This is a genomic window from Marinobacter oulmenensis (assembly GCF_014201735.1).
Taxonomy (GTDB): domain Bacteria; phylum Pseudomonadota; class Gammaproteobacteria; order Pseudomonadales; family Oleiphilaceae; genus Marinobacter; species Marinobacter oulmenensis.
Window position 1 is genome coordinate 384,801 of sequence record NZ_JACHFE010000002.1, and the last position, 20,626, is coordinate 405,426.

At 59.6% G+C, this 20,626-nt stretch carries 13 protein-coding genes; 6 read left to right on the plus strand and 7 right to left on the minus strand.

Translation table 11 applies throughout. The features are described from left to right. Window positions 1–166: 166 nt before the first annotated feature. Both nhaD and HNR38_RS05065 read left to right on the plus strand, forming a co-directional pair. Window positions 167–1,405 carry a sodium:proton antiporter NhaD gene (gene nhaD, locus HNR38_RS05060; RefSeq protein WP_221275672.1) on the plus strand — a complete coding sequence of 413 codons (1,239 nt, stop codon included), beginning with the start codon at window positions 167–169 and terminating at the stop codon, window positions 1,403–1,405. A 141-nt stretch (window positions 1,406–1,546) separates the two neighbouring features. Further along, on the plus strand, window positions 1,547–2,965 hold the full coding sequence (locus HNR38_RS05065) for a TrkH family potassium uptake protein (RefSeq protein WP_183700890.1): 1,419 nt from the start codon (window positions 1,547–1,549) through the stop codon (window positions 2,963–2,965). 2 nt (window positions 2,966–2,967) lie between these two features. On the opposite strand, the gene glgP (HNR38_RS05070) is transcribed toward HNR38_RS05065, so the two are convergent. The 6 genes from glgP (HNR38_RS05070) to glgC all read right to left on the minus strand — a co-directional run bounded on the left by glgP (HNR38_RS05070) (window position 2,968) and on the right by glgC (window position 11,211). Further along, window positions 2,968–5,472 carry an alpha-glucan family phosphorylase gene (gene glgP, locus HNR38_RS05070; protein WP_183700423.1) on the minus strand — a complete coding sequence of 835 codons (2,505 nt, stop codon included), beginning with the start codon at window positions 5,470–5,472 and terminating at the stop codon, window positions 2,968–2,970. 10 nt (window positions 5,473–5,482) lie between these two features. Then, complete coding sequence (locus HNR38_RS05075) at window positions 5,483–6,253, minus strand: SDR family NAD(P)-dependent oxidoreductase (protein ID WP_183700425.1); 771 nt, start codon at window positions 6,251–6,253, stop codon at window positions 5,483–5,485. Between the two features lie 35 nt (window positions 6,254–6,288). Further along, window positions 6,289–6,651: a PilZ domain-containing protein gene (locus tag HNR38_RS05080; protein ID WP_183700427.1), complete on the minus strand. Its 363-nt coding sequence runs from the start codon at window positions 6,649–6,651 to the stop codon at window positions 6,289–6,291. 108 nt (window positions 6,652–6,759) lie between these two features. Then, window positions 6,760–8,235 carry a 4-alpha-glucanotransferase gene (gene malQ, locus HNR38_RS05085; RefSeq protein ID WP_183700429.1) on the minus strand — a complete coding sequence of 492 codons (1,476 nt, stop codon included), beginning with the start codon at window positions 8,233–8,235 and terminating at the stop codon, window positions 6,760–6,762. Further along, a complete protein-coding gene (locus tag HNR38_RS05090) occupies window positions 8,232–9,956 on the minus strand; it encodes a glycoside hydrolase family 57 protein (protein WP_183700431.1) in 1,725 nt (574 codons plus the stop codon). Before HNR38_RS05090 ends, malQ begins: the two co-directional genes overlap by 4 nt. After that, on the minus strand, window positions 9,946–11,211 hold the full coding sequence (glgC, locus tag HNR38_RS05095) for a glucose-1-phosphate adenylyltransferase (RefSeq protein ID WP_183700433.1): 1,266 nt from the start codon (window positions 11,209–11,211) through the stop codon (window positions 9,946–9,948). Before glgC ends, HNR38_RS05090 begins: the two co-directional genes overlap by 11 nt. Before the next feature lie 225 nt (window positions 11,212–11,436). Here glgC and glgB point away from each other — a divergent pair, with 225 nt between their 5' ends. From glgB to glgP (HNR38_RS05110), 3 genes are read left to right on the plus strand one after another with little or no spacing between them, the layout of a single operon-like run. Further along, window positions 11,437–13,317, plus strand: coding sequence for a 1,4-alpha-glucan branching protein GlgB (gene glgB / locus HNR38_RS05100; RefSeq protein ID WP_343068237.1), 1,881 nt, complete (start codon window positions 11,437–11,439; stop codon window positions 13,315–13,317). Further along, complete coding sequence (glgA, locus tag HNR38_RS05105; protein WP_183700437.1) at window positions 13,314–14,780, plus strand: glycogen synthase GlgA; 1,467 nt, start codon at window positions 13,314–13,316, stop codon at window positions 14,778–14,780. The genes glgB and glgA overlap by 4 nt, the downstream gene beginning before the upstream one ends. Before the next feature lie 32 nt (window positions 14,781–14,812). After that, entirely contained in the window at window positions 14,813–17,365 is a 2,553-nt protein-coding gene (gene glgP, locus HNR38_RS05110) for an alpha-glucan family phosphorylase (protein WP_183700439.1), read from the plus strand. Between the two features lie 3 nt (window positions 17,366–17,368). On the opposite strand, the gene HNR38_RS05115 is transcribed toward glgP (HNR38_RS05110), so the two are convergent. Then, window positions 17,369–18,562, minus strand: a complete 1,194-nt coding sequence (locus HNR38_RS05115; RefSeq protein ID WP_183700441.1) for a 1-acyl-sn-glycerol-3-phosphate acyltransferase — start codon at window positions 18,560–18,562, stop codon at window positions 17,369–17,371. A gap of 168 nt (window positions 18,563–18,730) precedes the next feature. Here HNR38_RS05115 and recQ point away from each other — a divergent pair, with 168 nt between their 5' ends. Beyond that, window positions 18,731–20,605, plus strand: coding sequence for a DNA helicase RecQ (recQ, locus tag HNR38_RS05120; RefSeq protein ID WP_183700443.1), 1,875 nt, complete (start codon window positions 18,731–18,733; stop codon window positions 20,603–20,605). Window positions 20,606–20,626: the final 21 nt, after the last annotated feature.

Below are 20,626 nucleotides of genomic sequence, written 5' to 3' on the forward strand. Positions count from 1 at the left end.
GTTAAAACCCTGAAGCTGCTACAGGGTCAAGCGGGTTGACCATTCTCCCCTCACCGTTTAGTAAACTACCTTTGTTGTTGCGCCCGGAAAGGCATACAATTCAGGCCCGTTTCCGGTGCTTCCCCAGCACTTATTGTCGTTGTTTCAGGTTTCCAGGGTGCCGACTATGGATGTATTTCTTGTTGTCCTTGCCGTTCTGGCATTGTTGGGCGTGATTTTCGAGGATGTTATCCACGTCAACAAAGCCAAGACCACACTGTTTTTCGGCACCCTTAGCTGGATTCTGCTGTTTCTCTCCAGTGACGGAGCCAGCGAAACCGGCGCCATTTCCGAGGGACTGACCGAAAGTATTGCCGAGATAGCGGGGCTCTGGCTGTTTCTGGTAGCTGCGATGACGTTTGTCGCCTATCTGAACAAGAAAGGCATGATTGAGAACATGATCTACCTGATCATGCCGCGCCAGGTCACTGAACGACGCCTCCTGTTTCTGACCGGCCTGTTCTGCTTTGTCTTTTCCTCACTTGCCGACAACATTACCGCCACGCTGGTGTCCTGTTCGCTGATTCTTTCCCTGAACCTGGACGTTAAGAAAAAGCTGCAATTTGCTGTTCTGGTTGTATTTGCGGTTAACTCCGGCGGGGTTTCCCTGATCACCGGTGATGTCACTACCCTGATGATCTTCCTGGAAGACAAGGTCCAGATCCTGACCCTGCTGACCCTGGCCATTCCGGCCTCCATCACGGTATTCATCCTGGCGGTACTGCTCAGCCGGGGCCTGGACGGGCAGGTGGTTCTGGAGAAAAAGACCAACGACGTCCGCCGCGTGGATGTGGTGATTTCAGCACTCTTCCTGATGACCATTCTCTGTACCATCGTCGGCAATGCCCTGTTCAAGATTCCACCGGTGCTGACCTTCCTGTTCGGCCTGTCCATCATGTTCCTGGTGTCCCGGTTCATGAGCGAGGACTCTGATCTGGACCCGATCCTCGAATACATCCGGGTGATCGAGTTTGAAACCCTGCTGTTCTTCCTCGGGATTCTGCTGCTGGTTGGTATGCTCAAGGAGATCCATGCGCTGAACTCGCTGGTGGCGATCTATGACGTCATGCCCCCGCTTTATGCCAACTACCTGATGGGCATTTTCTCGGCGGCGATCGACAACGTCCCCCTGACGGCCGCGCTGCTCAAAGCCGGCATTACCATGACCCGGGGCGAGTGGATGGGCCTGACCTACGCCGTGGGCGTGGGTGGTTCCTTGCTGGTGATTGGCTCCGCCGCCGGTATTGTCGCCATGAGCAAGATCTCCGGCCTCACCTTCGGCGCCTACCTGAAGTATTCGCTGCATCTACTTGTTGCCTATACCCTGGGATACGCTGGCGTCTATCTGCTCGGACTGGTGATCTGATCCCGGCGCCAGGCCCCGCCGTTGCGCGCCTGTTACCTTGCGGTTCAGGGGCGCCGCGGTTATGCTGACGCGGTTTCGATCCAAGCTGGCTTTGAGCGCACTTTGAGAAACCTCTACCCTGTCGTCTTCATCGTCAGCGTCATGTTCGTGCTTCTGAGCATTTTCATGACGTTGCCGGCACTGTTTTTGGCTGGAACCGCCTCCGGCGCGCCCAATGCTGTGGCATTCGGGGAGTCGGCCGCGATTGTGTGCGCGCTCGGTGTCCTGGGGATCCTCTCCACCTATCGCCAGCCACGCGAACTCAAGCCCCGGTATATGTTCGTGCTCACCGTCTCCAGCTGGCTGATCATTGCCCTGTTCTCCTCTCTGCCGTTCTACCTGAGCGACCACGGCATTTCCGCCGCTGACGCCTTCTTCGAAGGCACCTCCGGCATCACCACCACCGGCGCGACTGTTTTCAGTGGCCTGGATAGCATGGATCGGGATCTGTTGCTCTGGCGTTCCATCCTGCAATGGCTGGGCGGTATCGGGATCATCGGCATGTTCGTTGCCGTACTGCCATTCCTGCGGGTTGGCGGTATGCGCCTGTTCGCCACCGAATCCTCGGAATGGACCGACAAGGCGCTACCCCGGATGAAAACCCTCAGCCGGGGGCTGTTGTTCGTCTATGTACTGTTCTCAGTCGTCGCGGTGGTGACCTACTGGCTGTCCGGCATGGATCTGTTTGACGCCTTCAACCACGGCCTCACCAGCATCGCCACCGGTGGCTTCGCGACCTCGGACCAGTCGATGGGGCGTTTCAGCGACCTGATCCTGATGGAAGCCACCTTCTTCATGATTCTGGGAAGCCTGCCTTTCTTCCTGTTTGTACGGGAAATGCACGGCCAGCACTTTGTGCTTTTCAAGGATCAGCAGGTGCGGCTGTTTCTGACCATCCTGCTGACGGTGCCGCTGCTGCTCACCCTGTATCGGTGGTGGGTGTCACCCATTCATTACGATCCTTTCCACAACTACGTGGCCACCCTGTTTAACGTGACGTCCGTGGTCACCACCACCGGCTATGCCTCCGAGGATTATTCCGCCTGGGGCTCGCTGCCATTCGTGGCATTTTTCTTCCTGATGTTTGTGGGCGGGTGTTCCGGCTCCACCGCCGGCGGCATGAAGATTTTCCGGTTCCAGCTGTCGCTGATCATCCTTCGGGAGCAGTTGATGCGCCTGCTTCATCCTCACGCCATTTTTACCCGGAACTACAACGGCCGGGCGGTGAGCGACGAGATCATCTCCTCGATGATCGCCTATACCTTCATCTTCCTGCTGTGCCTGTTGCTGATCACGGTGCTGCTGGCCGCCCTCCAGTTGGACTTTGTTACCGCCCTGTCCGGCGCCCTCACCTCGCTGACCAATGTTGGACCGGGGCTGGGCGACATCATCGGACCGGCCGGCAATTTCGGCCCCTTGCCGGATGCGGCCAAGTGGATTCTCTCGGTGGGCATGTTGATGGGCCGCCTGGAAATCCTGAGTGTGATTATCGTGCTGTCACCAGCATTCTGGCGCGGCTAGGCTCATCGAAACCAGAGAATGAGTGGGGCTTCCAGGGGCAGGTTCAGTTGTTCGTCCCGGGCCCGGATTCTCGGGGTGTAATGCCCCTCCGGCCTTGGTGCAACCCGGCACTGAAACTGGTAGCTATCGGTAGACCCGGCCAGAGCCTGGATCATTTGCATCGGTTCGACCACCCGGCCGCCGGCATCAGAGGCCTCAGCAACCATATCGACCTCGACCTGGTCCAGCCCCAATCCGTCCAGATACACATCCAGGGTAAACAACTGCTGGCCCTCCTCCTCGACCTGCACCAGCCGGCCAAAGCGCAGTCGCGGCCAGTGTCGGTACAGGTTTTCCTGGCGCTGTAACAGCATGGCCGCCTGTTCTGGTGTGCGCTCCGCACCAGCCCGGGCCATGGGGATATAAAACTGCTCAACATACTCACGGACCATCCGGTTGGCGGAATATCGGGCCGTCAGCTGATCCATGCTGCTGCGCACCCGGTGCAGCCAACGGTCCGGCAGGCCACGCTCATCCAGTTCATAGAAATCCGGAATGACCTGTTCCTCCAGCAACCGGTAAAGGCTGTCAGCGTCACTGGCGTCGTGGCCAGGGTCCTGGCTCAACTGCTCGAAACTCGCGCCCGGGCGTATGGCCCACCCCACCTGTTCGTTCCACGCTTCGGCCCACCAGCCGTCATACTGGGACAGGTTCAAACCGCCATTCACCAGCACTTTCATGCCACTGGTGCCGCAGGCCTCCCAGGGGTGGCGCGGGTTGTTTAGCCAGACATCCACGCCCTGAACCAGTTGGCTGGCCACGAACAGGTCGTAGTCCTCGATAAAAATCACCTTGCCTTCCACGTCGGCTCGCATCGAAAAGGTTTTCCATCGATGCAGGATGGCCTTGCCTTCTTCATCCTTTGGGTGGGCCTTGCCGGCCAGGACGATCTGCAGGGGGCGGTCCCGGTTATTGAGCATCGCCACCAGTCGCTCTGGCTCCCGAAGCAGCAGGTCCAGGCGTTTGTAGGCGGTAAAACGCCTGGCGAACCCGAGTGTCAGGGTTTCCGGGTCAAGCATGAGCCCACAGGCGGCGTCCCGGTTGTGGTAAAAATCCTGCTCGCAGTGCTGGGCAAGCAGGCGTTTGCGAAGGTAATCCACCAACCGGCGACGCTGGGCCCGCCGCATCTGCCACAACGCCTCGTCTGTCGTGTCGGCAAGTGGGCAGCTCTGAGGCATGGGCCGCCGCCAGCGATCCTTGCCGCAGGCGGCGGTCCAGAGCTGGTCAGCTTCCGGGGAATCCCAACTGGGGGTATGCACCCCATTGGTGACGTATTCGGCCGGGATGTCCCGGGCTGGCCAACGGCCAAACCAGGGCTGGAAGATGGTCTGAGTGACTCGCTGGTGGATCTCGCTGACCGCGTTGAAGCGGCCGCTCATGCCAAGGGCCAGCCCCGCCATATTGAGGTCCTCCTGGCCGCCATTGGCAATGGACAGCAAGGCTTCCAGACTGTTCCCGGCACTTTCCAGCCACGGCTGCAGGTAAAGGCGCGTGAGGGTATTGGGGAAATGATCAAAGCCGGCAGCAACCGACGTGTGGGTGGTAAAGAGATTGCTGGCCCGGGTGGCGATCCGGGCTGTCTCAAAATCGCCACCATTAAGCCGTTGCCAGGCCTGGGCTCGTTCCACCAGGGCGAAAGCCGGGTGTCCTTCATTAATATGGCAGACCGAAGGGTGACGTCCCAACCTCTCCAGCAATCGCCAGCCGCCGATACCGAGCACCATTTCCTGTTGCAGTCGCTTTTCCCGGTCTCCACTGTACAGCTCGCTGGTGACGCCCCGATCCCCCGGCTCATTCATCGGGTCATTGGCGTCCAATAACAGCAACTCGCAGCGCCCCACCTGCCCTTTCCAGACCCGCAACCGGAGAGTTCGTCCAGGAAACGGCACAGGAATACGTAACCACAGTCCCTCATGGTCCCTGAGGGGCACGACGGGCAGCATTGTCGGGTCATTGTAGGGGTAGAATTCCAACTGCTCGCCGTTGGCATCCAGCGCCTGTCGGAAGTAACCCTGTTGATACAGCAGGCCAATGGCAATAACCGGAACGCCAAGGTCACTGGCGGCTTTCAGGAAATCCCCGGCCAGTACCCCCAGCCCGCCACTGTATAACGGCAGGCACTCGGACACCCCGAATTCCATGCTGAACCAGGCAATGCCACTATCCAGTTCGCCGGCATGAGTGTCGGAATACCAGGTGGCGGCTTCAGTGAATTCCCGGTGTTGCCGGATCTGGCGGCGATAGATTGCCAGGAATTCCCGGTTTCCGGCCAGTGACTGCAGATGCTGTACCGAAACACTGTTGAGCACCAGCCAGGCATTGTGGGTGGCGTCCCAGAGGTCCGGTTCGATAGCCCGCCAGAGCTGGTCTGAGCCGTGATGCCAGCTCCAGCGCAAATCCAGCGCCAGAGTGGCAAGGCCGGCCAGATCGTCTGGCAGCGTTCGATTGATATAGCCAGCCAGTGTCACACGGGCGCCCTCAGTGAGCCGTATAACCGCCGTCGATCACCAGTTCACTGCCGGTCATGAATTTTGACTCGTCAGAGGCAAGGAACACGATTCCCCATGCGATGTCATCTGGTTCCCCCATGTGGCCAAGGGGATGGAGCATGGCCGTTGCCTGCTTGGCCTTATCCAGTTCCTGCCCGGTGCCTTGCAGGTGGTGCTCCACCAGCGGTGTCCAGATGAAACCGGGGTGCACCGAGTTAACCCGGATTCGGTCCGGGGCATAGAACATCGCATCGGTTTTGGTCATCAGCCGCACTGCCCCTTTGGATGCATGGTAGGGGGGAAGGTCCGCAGCACTGACCAGACCGTAGATGGAAGACAGATTGATCAGGCTGCCGCCACCGGCTTTTTTCATATGGGGAATGGCATGTTTGGTGCAGAAAAACACGCCCTTGACGTTGATCGCCTGGACCTTGTCCCATTCTTCTTCCGACAACTCATGGGTGGGCTTGTTGGGGCCGGCAATGCCGGCGTTGTTCACCATTACATCCAGCTTGCCAAAGTGAGCGGCAACACCATCAATGGCCGCCTTCACCTGGTCTTCGTTGGTTACGTCGCAATGCCAGTAACCCACCTGGTGGCCAGCGTCCGTCATTTCCCGGGCGAGGGCTTCGCCCTCGTCAGCGAGGCAGTCCAGAATCCCCACACAGGCCCCCTCTTCGGCCATCCGTGTGACCGTAGCCTTGCCAATACCCAGCGAACCACCCGTAACCGCGGCCACTTTGCCCTGCAACCTTGCCATGATGCCTCTCCTTTCACCTTTCAGAAAACTCTCAATTAGTGCGCATACTGGACGGTTCTGACTGCTTTTACCGGCGCCATGGCGTGATCCTGAAACCAGATAACCAGTTCCGATATCGTACGTGCATCGTTGCCAGTGGCATCCAGATCAACGCCAACGCCCTCGCCGTCAACCCGCACAACGTGGGCGTTCAGGCTGTACAGGCGGCCCGAATAATCACCGGCCAGGCGGAACCCAAGCTTAACCGCCTGATTCAGACGGACATCGTCGTATTCGGTTGCGATGAACAGACCGCAACGGGAGGCATTACGAACCTCCCCCGTGGCAACCGGAATGCCGCGTTTGTAGAGCAAAATTGGCAAACCACCATTAAAGCGCTGACTGAGTCGGTGTTCCATGGTGCGTCCCTCCTGAATCTTTCCCGAACCACAATCTGATTATTTATTGATCACTTTTAGTGTAGTCCCGGCTGCTGACTTGCCCGCTTGACCCTGATCAAAAAACAATCAGCGGCCATAAAGCTTCACCATAGTCTGAAGACTGGCCGCCCCGATACGCCGGCGATAATCCTCCGGCATCTGCCATACCCAGTTGCCAGTGATGGTTCCGGGCGTATTGAATCTGGCTGAGGAATCCAGGCAGAGCAGATCCTGCATCGGAATGATTACCAGGCGGGACACCGATCCCATCGCCGACTGGATGAATGACCAGGGCACGGTTTCGGGCGACAGGCGCAGGTAATGATTCACATAGTGACGGGTGTGCTCCTCCAGAGCCCGGTACCACCCCAGCGTCGTGTCATTGTCATGGGTACCGGTATAAACGATGTCCCCTTCCCGATGATTATGAAGCAGGTGCGGATTGTCGGCGTTGCCGTCAAAGCCGAATTGCAGGACGGTCATACCCGGCATATTGAAACGCAACCGCAGTGCTTCAACATCTTCGCCGATGACACCAAGATTCTCTGCCACCAGAGGCAGGTCCGGAAAACGTCGGAAACAGGCTGCAAGAAATGGCTCGCCCGGACCGGGCGCCCAGTGGCCATTAACCGGCCGGGGATCCGAGGCGGGAATCTCCCAATAGGCCAGCAGGCCCCGAAAATGATCAAGCCGGATCAGGTCGAAATGCTCACGCAGGCTGGCCAGCCGGTCCAGCCACCAGTCATAGCCATCCCTCTCCATGGCGGTCCAGTCATAGATGGGGTTGCCCCAGTGCTGGCCGTCGGCGGAGAAATAGTCCGGTGGAACGCCGGCAACAACGGTGGGCTGGCCCTGCTCATCCAGCCGGAACAGACCGGGATTCGCCCAGACATCGGCGCTGTCATGAGCTATGAAGATCGGAACGTCGCCGAACAGCAATACCCCCCTTTGTCTTGCATGGGCCTTCAGCGTCTGCCACTGGTGATGGAACAGGTACTGCTCAAAACTTACCCGCCTTATCAGGCCGGGGTGTCGTTCACGAACCTGCGCCAGAGCTACCGGGTTTCGCTGGCGCAGTGGTTCGGGCCACAGGGTCCAGGGGCAATCCGGCAGGGAATGACGGATGGCCTCAAACAGACAGAAGTCATCCAGCCAGTAGGCGTGGGTGCGCTCGAATTGCCCCCAGCCGTCAATGCTTAGCCCACTGGTGCCGCTGTGGCAGCCGGACGCCAGCCGGTCCCCGGCCAGTTGCAGCAGCTCCGCATCCGTTAGCTGGCCGACTTCCTCGGCAACAAGCAGACCATCGGAGCACAGCTCATCAAGATCAATCAGCGCGGGGTTGCCCGCATGAGCCGATAACGACTGGTAGGGCGAATGATCACCATGAGGCGGACCAATGGGCAGCGTCTGCCACACAGTCATGCCGGACTCGCCAAGGAAATCGACAAACTGCCGGGCCGGCCGGCCCAGTTTGCCACGCCCGCCCGGCAGAGCCGTCGGATGCAGCAATACACCCGCCCTTCGTCTGGAAAATGCCTCAGGTAGCGGGCGCTCCCGGGTCATTTACCCTCCCCATCGGCGTGCCCGGGTCTCATGGCGCCGCCTTTGGCGGGCGTCCCTCCGCCCTGACTGAGGGGCTGGAACAGTTCGGCCGGCGCCGTACAGCCAATCGTCTCATACAGTGTGATCAGGTGTAGCCGGTACAGGTGTTCAAAATCCCTGACAATGGCAGCCGGGTTGTAATCGCCAAACCACCAGAACCAGTCCGAACCTTCGCAAAGCCCGAGCTGCCGTTCAGCAAAGCGGGCCTGCTCACCTGTCAGCGTGCCTTCAGACACGGCCTGGTCATACCGTTCTTTCGCTGCACATAGAAGATCCCAGGCGCGGTTTTTGTCCGGGTCGCCAATCCAGGTTGAGAAGGTTCCATAGATCCAGCTACCGGCCACCAGGTGGGGCAGATTCCGGGGTTCCCTGACCGGGCTGTCAACAAGGTCCCGGAATGTGGTTAGCCGCAGTTGCTCGTGGTTTTCCAGCACCCGATAGAGCTCCTCCAGAAAATGATAACCATTCTCCGGGTAGTACTCCCAGGCGTTTTCGCCGTCCAGGATCACCGGTATCACCGGCATTCCGTTGTGGGCATTGCCGGCAATGGTTTCCATATGACTGACCAGATCGGCCACCGCATCCCGGGCATGCCAGTCGGCGTAGGTAAAGCCGATCAGATCCGACAGCCCGTCATCCCGGAAGAAAACCGTGGGGCTTGCCTCGCCGAAAACAAAAGCTTGATGGATGTCCCGTTCATCGCCCTTTTTGCCGCTGGTGCCAGCGGCGTCAAAACTGTTGTTGATGACGGAGTCGCCGCTGGCGGACCACCGGAAGCCCTGCTCGTGCAGCAATGTCAGAGTGTCCTGGCTGACCCCGCCTTCCGAAGCCCAGCAGCCCACCGGATCGCAATGGAAAAATCGGCGGAAAACCCGTCGGCCTTCCTCCAGATGCCAACCGGCTCGCGCTTCCCCGCCCGGGTACTGAGCATGCGCCGGAAGAGTAACGTCTGGCAGACTCTCCCGGGCTGAGCCCAGGTCCAGAAGTAGCGGAATAATCGGGTGTGCCCAGGGGCTCATCGCCAGCTCAATCCGCCCCTCGGCCCCCAGTTGCCGGTAGCGAGGGCCAATGCTGGCCATCAGGTCAGCAATGACGTTCAGCAGTGCCTGGCGGTCATCCTGTGTATAACCCTGGCCCTTCTCCTGAAGGCTCTGAATCACCGGGTGGCTACGTCTTACAGTTTCTGCCATCCACCCCAGGTGGTACCACACAAGCAGGTCGGCCAGAAACTGGGTGGACACATAGCGCTGCACATCCGGGCGTGAACGGTACAGTTCGGCGATGTCCGACAGCCGGGCATAAGGCGCAAACCGATTGATGATCCGGTCAGCATTGGCCCGCAGGCACTTGTCCATCAATTCGAGAAACGCCGGAGAGCCCGCTTCGGGCAAGGTTTCGCTCACCAGTGCGGCCAGGACCGGATCACCAATAGTGGCCCCGCCGTTACGCCAGCGTTCGATCTGGACCAGATAATCTTCAATCTGCTCGAGCAGGATGGGGGCAAAATTGACAACCGCCCTCGCCATGGGGTGAGCCTCAAGATGCGCGGCCATATCCACGTAATCCTTGAGGCAGTGCAGATACACCCAGGGAAATACGAACTCGCCCGTACGCTGATTCCGGTAATCCGGTTGATGCATGTGCCAGCAAAGTACAACCGGGATGCGAGTATCAGAGGCCATGGGGGTAGTCCTGCCCTAACATTTCGGGGGTAATCAGGCTGATTCCGCCTGGAGAAACGTGAAAGCGGTGCCGGTCTGCATCCGGATCGAAACCGATGCGGGTGCCCGGCGGGATCCGGCAGCCCCGGTCAATCACCGCTCGCCGAATATGGCAGTCCCGGCCAATCTCAACGTCCGGGAACACGACGGTATCCTCAACACTGGCAAACGAATGCACGCGAACCTGTGAGAACAGCAGGGAGTGGCGCACAGACGCCCCGGAAACAATGCAGCCGCCGGCCACCATCGAATCCACCGCCATACCCCGGCGGTTATCGTCATCAAAAATGAATTTGGCGGGGGGGAGCTGTTCCTGATAGGTCCAGATGGGCCAATGGGCATCGTAGAGGTTGAGCTCCGGGCTCACCCCGATCAGCTCGAGATTGGCGCGCCAGAGTGAATCAATGGTGCCGACATCCCGCCAGTAGGCCGGTTTATTGTTGACCGGATCCCGGAAGGGAAAGGCAAATACCCGCCGGCGCCGGATCACTGCGGGAATCACATCCTTGCCGAAATCGTGTGAAGAGACGTCCCCAAGCTCATGATCCCGAAGCAGTTCATCAAAAAGAACCCGGGTACTGAATACATAGATGCCCATGGATGCGAGCGCCCTGTCGTCACGCCCCGGCATGGCCATGGGGTTTTCCGGCTTTTCCTCAAACTCGGTGATGCGCAGCTCACTGTCCACCGACATCACCCCGAATGCGGAGGCTTCCTGGCGGGGCACCTCGATACAGCCGACGGTCACATCCGCCTCACGCTCCACATGGGCCGCCAGCATGGTGCCGTAGTCCATCTTGTAGACATGGTCACCAGCCAGGATCAGCACATATTCCGGCTGGTGACTGCGGATGATGTCGAGATTCTGCATGATGGCATCAGCAGTGCCCGCATACCAGGAGGTTTCAATACGCTGCTGGGCTGGCAACAACTCAACAAACTCGCCGAGCTCACCACGAAGAAACCCCCACCCCCGCTGGATATGGCGAATCAGTGAATGGGATTTGTACTGGGTAACCACCCCGACCTGGCCAATGCCGGAATTGATGCAATTGGACAGCGGAAAATCAATGATGCGGAACTTGCCGCCAAAGGGAACAGCGGGCTTGGCCCGCCATCGGGTGAGATCGTGCAGACGTGACCCCCGGCCTCCTGCCAGAACCAGAGCCAGGGTCTGTCGCGTCAGGCGGCTGACGAAACGTTTGGCGGTATGCATGACATTGCTTTCCCTGAGTATCGTCGGCCCTCCCAACCCTCTGGAAGGCCTTCATGGATGTCGACACCAAATTGACGATTGACTACATTTTAGAACACTGCCACCAGATTATGACGTTTTTTTGTCTGAGATCAGAATTTAACCAAAGCGACATCTCCGTCATGATCTAATCTCTCTAATTGGAGTCTTCCAAGCGGGAACCCGAGGACTATGGAAAGCCCTACCGTGAGTGATTTTGATCTTCACCTGTTCGCAGAGGGCCGGCACTGGCACATCTACAACGTGCTCGGCGCCCACCTGACCAAACACCAGGGAGCGGAGGGGGTGCGCTTTGCCGTCTGGGCGCCCAACGCCCGGGCCGTCAGTGTGATTGGTGATTTCAACGACTGGGACACGAAGGCCAATCCGCTAGTAGCAAATGGCAGTTACGGCGTCTGGTCAGGCTTTGTAGCCGGTGCCAGCGAGGGCGCGCTCTATCGGTTTGCCATCACCACCCGAACCGGGGAGACCGTCACCAAGGCAGACCCCTATGCCCAGGCGTTCGAAATGCGTCCGGGCAGTGCCGCCGTGGTCACCCAGCGTGGCCGCTACGCCTGGGGTGATGGTGATTGGCTGGCCAGCAGGAACCACTTCGACTGGCAGCACAGCCCTATTGCCATCTATGAAGTCCACGCCGGATCCTGGCGACACCATGGGGCCGGCCGCTGGCTCAATTACCGGGAACTGGCGGAGCAACTGATTCCCTATGTCCGTGAATGTGGTTTCACCCATATCGAGCTGCTGCCGGTCACCGAGCACCTGCTGGATGAATCCTGGGGTTACCAGACCACCGGCTACTTCGCACCCACCAGCCGGTATGGCTCACCGGATGACCTGCGTTACCTCATTGATGAATGTCATCGGCACGATATCGGCGTCATTCTGGACTGGGTGCCGGGCCATTTCCCCGAGGATGACCCGGTGCTGGCGCGTTTTGACGGCAGTTGCCTTTACGAACATGAGGACCCCAGGCGGGGCCGGCATCAGGACTGGGGTACGCTGATTTACAACTACGGCCGTCATGAAGTTCGCAATTTCCTGATTGGCAGCGCCCTGTTCTGGCTGGATGCCTTCCACGTGGATGGCCTGCGGGTGGATGCCGTGGCCTCCATGCTTTACCTCGATTATTCCCGCAAGGACGGGGACTGGCTGCCCAACGAACAGGGCGGCCGGGAAAACCTGGAAGCCATCCGGTTCCTGCAGGACCTGAACCGCGTCTGCCAGAGCCGTTTTCCGGGCGTTCTCATGATGGCAGAGGAATCCACCTCCTGGCCCCGGGTAACCCGGCCTCCCGAAAGCGGAGGACTGGGCTTCAACCTGAAGTGGAATATGGGCTGGATGCACGACACCCTCGACTATCTCAGTCAGGATCCTATCTACCGTAAATATCATCACGACCGACTGACATTCGGGATGATGTACGCCTTTTCCGAGAATTTCCTGCTCCCCCTGTCCCACGACGAGGTTGTCCACGGCAAGTCTAGCCTGATCCAGAAAATGCCCGGGGATGACTGGCAGCAACGCGCGTCGCTGAGACTGCTGTTCAGCTACATGTACACTTACCCCGGCGCCAAACTGTTGTTTATGGGAGGTGAATTCGGCCAGCGGCGGGAATGGAGCGAAAAGCGGGAACTGGACTGGTCGCTGCTGCAGTATCCGGAGCACGCCGGACTGCTCCGGCTTGTTGCCGACCTCAACGGCCTATACCGGCGCGAGGCCGCCCTTCACCGGAATGGCTATTCCAGCGACGGCTTTGAATGGATTGACTGCCATGACCTCACCCAGTCGGTAATCAGCTATCTGCGCCTGGGAAACCGGGATCGAGGCGAAGTCCTGGCGGTCGTGGTCAACTTCACACCTATTCCACGCCATGGGTACCGCGTGGGCGTACCACTGGCCGGAAACTGGCAGGAAATCTTCAACTCCGACTCCACCTATTACGGCGGCAGCAATCTGGGTAATCCCCTGCCCCTGAATACCATTGATGAGCCCTGGATGGCCCGTCCCTTTGCCCTGGAACTCACCCTGCCACCGCTGGGGGTGATCATTCTCAGGCATATACCATGATCCGGGTACTGTTTGCGACCAGTGAAGTCTTCCCGCTGGTCAAGACCGGTGGGCTGGGAGATGTTTCCGCGAGCCTGCCCAAAGCCCTTTGCCGCAGCGGCGTGGACTGCCAGGTCCTGCTGCCGGGATATCCGCAGGCCATACGCGCCGCCCGGGAGGCCGGTGCACGGCGCCGTGTGCGGTTCCGGCTTGGCCAGTATGATGTTGCACTTTGGCGCACCCGCCTGCCTGACGCCACTGTCACGCTTTGGCTGGTGGATTGTCCGGCGCTCTTTGACCGGGACGGCGACAGCCCCTATCAGGATGACCAGGGCCGTGACTGGTGGGACAACGCCCATCGGTTCCACCTCTTTGGTCGTGTTGGTGCAATGTTCGCCCTGGGCCAACTCGGGCTGCCCTGGCAACCGGACGTGGTTCACTGCAATGATTGGCAGACCGGCCTGATTCCGGTATTGCTGGCCGAGTCCCCCCATCGGCCGGCAAGCGTCTTCACGATTCACAATCTTGCCTATCAGGGGTTGTTCTCCCACGAAACTTTCCGGGCACTGGGATTGCCGGACCATCTGTGGAGCCTGCACAGCCTGGAATTCCACGGCCAACTCTCTTTCATCAAAGGCGGCCTGGTCTACAGCGATGCCATAACAACCGTCAGCCCGGGCTATGCAAGGGAGATCCAGACCCTACCGTTCGGCTACGGTCTGGATGGACTGCTGAGGTACCGCTCCGGGCAACTCCACGGTATTCTCAATGGCATTGATGATCAGCTCTGGGATCCCCAAACCGATCCCTGGCTGGATTTTCATTTCGGCCCGGCCAGGCCCGGGGACAAGGAACAGTGCCGGGTCCTGCTGCAACGGGAGCTTGCACTGGAAGCCTCGGCACGGCCGCTTTTCGGGTTCGTCGGCCGGCTGGTCGAGCAAAAGGGCCTCGACTGGCTGCTGGAGGTAATTCCCCCGTTGGTGAACCAGGGCTGCCAGTTTGCCATTCTCGGTTCCGGCGAACCCCGCTATCAGGAAGCACTGCGGCAGATGGCCAGACAGTGGCCGGAGCAACTGTCACTTACACTCGGCTACAACGAGGGCCTGGCTCACCGGATCACCGCTGGTGCCGACCTGTTCCTCATGCCTTCCCGATTCGAGCCGTGCGGCCTTAATCAGATGTACAGCCTGCGTTACGGCACCCTGCCGGTGGTCCATGGCGTAGGCGGGCTGGCCGATACCGTGTTTGATCCGACCGAGACGGCGCCGGACCGAGCCAATGGGTTTGTCTTCCGGAATGACTCGACCCAGGGATTGATGACCGCTATCGAACGAGCCCTGGCAACCCGCTCCAGCATCCGGACCTGGCGGCAACTCCAGCATAACGGGATGACCGGCGATTATTCCTGGAAGCTCCGGGCGGGCGAATACGCCCGTTTGTATCACCACCTGATGGCCAGTGACTGCCCGGCCAATGATGATTGACGACTGACAAAGACCGCACGGAGGTCACCGTCATGCATGAACCCACGAAGTTCCGCCTGGAAGCCCGGCCGACCCTGCCGGAAGCCATTGAACGCCTGGAACACCTGGCCAACGACCTCTTCTACAGCTGGGACCACGGGGTCCGGAGCCTGTTTTTCCGGATTGACCCGGTGCTCTGGCAGAAGGTGGAGCACAATCCGAAACTGTTCCTGCGCCGGGTGGCCCAGTCCCGGCTGGACGACGCCTCGGAAGACCGTGCCTTCATGGGCGAGTACCGGCGAATCCTGTCCAGTTACGACGCCTACCTGGAGGCCGAACCGGTGCCAGAGGTTCTGGAGGCGCTGGAACCCGGTCAGGATCTGGTGGCCTATTTCTGCGCGGAATTCGGGTTTCACGAAAGTTTCCCCATCTATTCCGGAGGCCTGGGGATTCTCGCCGGAGACCACTGCAAAGCCGCCAGTGATCTGGGGCTGCCGTTCGTCGCCGTTGGCCTGCTCTACCGCCAGGGTTATTTCATACAGACGATTGATGCCCGTGGCCATCAGGTCGCCCGTTATCGCCATCATTCAAGCGACGAACTGCCCATTACCCCGGTCCTGGACAAGGGCCGGCAAATGACCATCTCGGTTCCGTTTCCCGGCCGTGACGTGGTTGCCCGGCTATGGCAGGCCCGGGTCGGGCACATCACGCTTTATCTGCTCGACTCCAATACACCGGAAAACAGCCCGGAAGACCGGGAACTGACCCTGCAACTCTACGGTGGCGATTCCGGTACACGGATCAGCCAGGAGATGCTGCTGGGCATCGGTGGCACCCGCGCGCTGTTGGCTCTGGGTATCCAGCCCACTGTCTGGCACATCAACGAAGGCCATGCGGCCTTCCTGGTACTGGAGCGCTGCCGTATGGCCATGGCCGATAAGATGGCCTTCGAAACCGCCCTTGAAGCCGTGGCAGCCTCCACCCTGTTCACCACCCACACACCGGTCCCGGCGGGGCACGACATCTTTCCCCGGGATCTGCTGTCGGAGCGGCTCGGCCCCTACCTGGAACAGTCCGGACTGGCACTCGACAAGGTACTGGCCCTGGGTTCCAAGAATGGCGATCAAAGCTTCAACATGACCTGCCTGGGCCTTCGGGGTTCCCGGTTCCATAATGGCGTCAGCCGGATCCACGGCCAGGTGGCATCGGAAATGGAAGGCAACATCTGGCCCCAGGTCCCGGCGGCCGAGAATCCTATTGGCTACATCACCAATGGTGTCCATGTGCCCACCTTCCTGGCGCCGGAATGGGGCAGCCTGTTTGATATCCAGGCCCCGAGCTGGAAAAGCGAGCTACGCAACCCGCCCTTCTGGCATTTCATCGACCAGATACCCGATTACCACTACTGGAGCGTCCACAAGGCACTGAAACAGCAGATGGCAGAATTCATTGTCCGGCGGCTCCAGAGCCAGCACCAGCGCAACGGCACCGGACATTCCGTTACCGAGCGCATGGTCCGCCCCCTGGTCTCCTCGGGAAAAGATGCCCTGGTGATCGGCTTCGCCCGCCGGTTCGCCACCTACAAGCGGGCCACGCTGATCTTTTCCGACCTGCCACGCCTGGAAGCCATGCTCACCGATCCGGAACGGCCGGTGATTCTGGTCTTCGCCGGTAAGGCCCACCCTCAGGACAACCCCGGCCAACAGTTGATCAAGGTAATCCACGATCTGTCCATGCAGCCCAACCTGATCGGCCACATCCTGCTGCTGGAGGATTACGATCAGGCCATGGCCCGGCGCCTGCTCAGCGGAGTCGATGTCTGGCTCAATACGCCGGAATACCCCAAGGAAGCCAGTGGAACCTCCGGGGAAAAAGCCGCACTTAATGGCGCACTGAACCTGAGCGTACTGGATGGCTGGTGGGGCGAAGGTTACGATCGCAGCAACGGCTGGGCCATTACTCCGCGCGATACCCGGATGGACCAGGAGTTCCGCAACCAGGAAGAAGCCCGGGACCTCCTCGACCTGCTGGAACTGGAAGTCATCCCCCTGTATTACCAGCGGGCTTCCCAGGGCTATTCCGAGGGCTGGGTAAACCGCTCCAAGGCCTCAATGAAGAGCATCACTCCCCGGTTCAACGCCCAGCGCATGGTGATGGATTATGTCGAAAGCTATTACCAGCCGGCCAGCAAACAGGGCCAACGCCTGAAAGACAACGGCGGCCACCTGGCCGGGGAGCTGGCAGACTGGAAACAGCGGGTTCGGGCCAGTTGGGATGGCGTGTCACTGAATGTCCATGACTGCGTCCAGGCCTGCTGCCAGTGGAACACGCCGGTGGACGTTGCGGTGGAGGCCGTGCTCAATGGCCTGAGCCCGAACGACGTTCGCGTGGAGTGTGTGGTTAACCGGGAATGCAGCGGGACCTTCGAGCAGCCGGGTCCCGACACCTTCCTGTTGGAGCCGGCCGGGGAGGAAAACGGCCGGACGCTGTTCAGGGCCAGTATCAAACCGCCCTATCCCGGCCTGCAGACCCTACGCCTGCGCATGTATCCCTACCATCAGGCTCTCACCCACCCGCTGGAGATGGGCTCGATGCTATGGGCCTGACGGTCAATCCTTTCCGGGCACCGGTTCCTGATTGGCTTTCAGCGCCGTGCTGACCGGATTGGCATACATATCGAGCAGATAGGAGCGGCCCTGTACATCACAGGCATCCAGGCGCCGCTGGATTTCCGACCGGGCCGCTTCAAGGTCTGCGGTTTCCAGCTTCTCGGCGATGGCTACGTGGTCTGTCACGGCTTTCGGGACATCGCCGGCATTGGCCTCATTGCGCAGCTGGTAAGCCGCCAGATTCGAGGCATGCAGGTGGTAATTGGCCTGGATCTCGTGATCCACCCGGGCGGCCATGGCCTTGGGGTTATCCGGAGAATCGCTGATCGGCTGGCCGAAGTGCACATGCACATGGCCCTTGTAACCGGTCATGCCCTTGATAATCTGGTCGCTGTCCTCGCCCTCGGTTTTTATGTACTCGCCGGTACGGGCGCGGATTTCCAGCTCCCGCGCCTTGTCGCAGTCACAGGGGTCGTATTCATAGGCGATGGACACCGGCACGATATGCAGTCGGTTCATGGCCTCATCAAACGCCAGCCCGGATTTCTTCCGGCTCATGTAGAACATCTTGATGATGGCCGGGTCGGTCACATCAATGCCGTCTTTTGCGCGCCCCTCGCGCTGGGCAATCCAGATGCTGTGGTTGCTGTCGATACTGTGATTGATGAACCCGGACAGGGTCAGGTAGGCATCGCGCATTTCCCGGGGGCTGGTCATGTTCCGGCGCACCACAAAACTCTTGTTCAGGCGCATGATCTCGGCAAACACGCGGTTGGCCAGCAGGTTGTCGCCGATAGCAATACGGGTGGTACTGAACCCGTGCTGGAACATCAGGTAGTTGACCACCATCGGGTCAAAGACGATGTCCCGGTGATTGCAGATAAACAGGTGGGCGCCGGTTTTGCTCAGGTTCTCCAGCCCACTCTGGGTCACATTTGACGTTGTGCTTTCAACCAGATCGCCAATGTATTTCGACAGACCACCCTGAAGGTCATCAATGCGGTGATAGTGGGAAAAATTGCGAATCAGCCAGCGGCGGACAAACATCCGCAACAGGCCTGGCGCCCAACGGGCCACCGTTGGCGAGCGAAAGCGACCGACCATGTCCAGAAATTCCCGGTCGTTCGCCAAGCGCTGAATGGTTGGGGCCGTCTCTTCATCCGAATAGGGACGGATTGCGTCAAAATCCTGCATGCATTCCCTGTTATTGTATAAAACGGTTAATCACGGTCGTTGAAAGGGGCGATATTGTAGCCGTTCTTTCCCGGTTTTTCCTCACTACATGGCACCCTGAAATCCTACGCCGGTATCTGTTACTATTCCGCGTCTGCCCGCATTCCTTTTAAAGACTGAAGAGCCTTCATGTATCCGGACCTGGATTCCCAGCCTTTCCCGCCTGAAACCACCGCCAGTGCGCCTCGAACTCCGGAGCAGATCCTGCACGAAGTGTTTGGTTACGAGCAGTTTCGCCCGCTACAGGGTGACATTGTTCATGAGGTGGTCAATGGGGGCGATGCCCTGGTCCTGATGCCGACCGGTGGCGGCAAGTCCTTGTGTTACCAGGTTCCAGCCCTCGCCCGGCCGGGCACCGCCATCGTCATCTCGCCGCTGATTGCCCTGATGCAGGACCAGGTGGCTGCGCTGCGCGAACTCGGCGTGCGGGCGGCTTTCCTTAATTCCACCATGGATTACGAGCAGGCCCGTGACACCGAATACGCGTTGCTCAACGGCGACATTGATCTGCTCTACTGTGCACCGGAACGCCTGATCCAGCCGCGCACTCTGGATTTGATGCATCAGGCTCCGCTGGCACTGTTCGCCATTGATGAGGCGCACTGTGTGTCCCAGTGGGGCCACGACTTCCGCTCCGACTACCTGTCTCTGGGCATGCTGGCCGAGGCTTTTCCCGGTGTACCGCGCATCGCCCTGACCGCAACCGCCGACGAACGCACCCGCAAGGAAATCGCAGAACGGCTTTCGCTGACCGATGCCCGGCATTTCATTAGCGGTTTTGATCGCCCCAACATTCAATACCGGATCACACCAAAGATAAACGCAAACAAACAGTTACTGGACTTTATTAAAGCCGAGCATCAGGACGATTGCGGGATTGTCTACTGCATGTCCCGCAACAAGGTGGAGAGTACCGCCCGGCTCCTGGCCGACCGGGGCTACACCGCACTGCCCTATCACGCCGGGCTAAGCGCCGAACAGCGGGCCGAAAACCAGGAGCGGTTTCTGCGCGAAGACGGGGTCATTATTGTGGCCACCATCGCCTTTGGCATGGGCATCGACAAACCCGACGTGCGCTTTGTTGCCCACCTGGACCTGCCCAAAAGCCTGGAGGCCTACTACCAGGAAACCGGTCGTGCCGGCCGTGACGGCAAAGCCTCCACCGCTTGGCTGGTCTACGGCCTGCAGGATGTAATCAAACTGCGCCAGATGCTGGAAGGCTCCGCCGGCAGCGACCATTTCAAACGCCTTGAGCGCCAGAAGCTGGATGCCATGCTGGGATTGTGCGAAGTGACCGGCTGCCGGCGCCAGGTGCTGTTGAGTTACTTCGGGGACCATCTGGAGCAACCGTGTGGCAACTGCGATACCTGCCTCAATCCACCCGAGACCTGGGACGGCACCGTGGCTGTGCAAAAGGCCCTCTCCTGTGTCTACCGCACCGGGCAACGGTTCGGGGTGAATTACATCATCGATGTGCTGCGCGGGTCCGAAAATGAGCGCGTCATCCAGTCGGGGCACAACCAGCTTTCCACCTACGGCATCGGCACCGACCTGTCTGCCAATGCCTGGAAATCGGTTTTCCGACAGTTAGTCGCCAAGGGCTACCTGCGCGCCGATCCGGAGGGCTACGGCTCGCTGCAGCTCACCGAGCACTGCCGCCCGCTGCTCAAAGGCGAAAAAGTCATTGAGCTGCGCAAGGATCCGGCTCCTCCTAAATCCGCCGGCGGCAAGGCATCCAGCCGGCGCAGTGGCCAGAGCATCCGGGACCAGATTACCGACCAGGCCGGCTGGGAAGCCTTGCGTGCCTGCCGTAAGGAACTGGCAGACAGGCAGGGAGTACCTCCCTACGTCATTTTCCACGACACAACGCTCTTCGATATGCTGGAGAAAAGGCCGCGAACCCTGGAGGAACTCGGTGAAGTCAGCGGCGTTGGTGCGGCCAAGCTGGACAAGTACGGCGAATTTTTTCTGCAAACTATCAATGAGCTTGATTCCAGCTGCTAGAGTTAACGGGTAAGAGACACC

Bases quoted from the DNA above. Each gene is read 5' to 3' on its own strand.
- HNR38_RS05090 (WP_183700431.1), bottom strand. From the start codon at position 9,956: ATGGCCTCTGATACTCGCATCCCGGTTGTACTTTGCTGGCACATGCAT.
- HNR38_RS05075 (WP_183700425.1), bottom strand. From the start codon at position 6,253: ATGGCAAGGTTGCAGGGCAAAGTGGCCGCGGTTACGGGTGGTTCGCTG.
- glgC (WP_183700433.1), bottom strand. From the start codon at position 11,211: ATGCATACCGCCAAACGTTTCGTCAGCCGCCTGACGCGACAGACCCTG.
- malQ (WP_183700429.1), bottom strand. From the start codon at position 8,235: ATGACCCGGGAGCGCCCGCTACCTGAGGCATTTTCCAGACGAAGGGCG.
- recQ (WP_183700443.1), top strand. From the start codon at position 18,731: ATGTATCCGGACCTGGATTCCCAGCCTTTCCCGCCTGAAACCACCGCC.
- HNR38_RS05115 (WP_183700441.1), bottom strand. From the start codon at position 18,562: ATGCAGGATTTTGACGCAATCCGTCCCTATTCGGATGAAGAGACGGCC.
- glgP (WP_183700439.1), top strand. From the start codon at position 14,813: ATGCATGAACCCACGAAGTTCCGCCTGGAAGCCCGGCCGACCCTGCCG.
- HNR38_RS05065 (WP_183700890.1), top strand. From the start codon at position 1,547: ATGTTCGTGCTTCTGAGCATTTTCATGACGTTGCCGGCACTGTTTTTG.
- nhaD (WP_221275672.1), top strand. From the start codon at position 167: ATGGATGTATTTCTTGTTGTCCTTGCCGTTCTGGCATTGTTGGGCGTG.
- glgA (WP_183700437.1), top strand. From the start codon at position 13,314: ATGATCCGGGTACTGTTTGCGACCAGTGAAGTCTTCCCGCTGGTCAAG.
- HNR38_RS05080 (WP_183700427.1), bottom strand. From the start codon at position 6,651: ATGGAACACCGACTCAGTCAGCGCTTTAATGGTGGTTTGCCAATTTTG.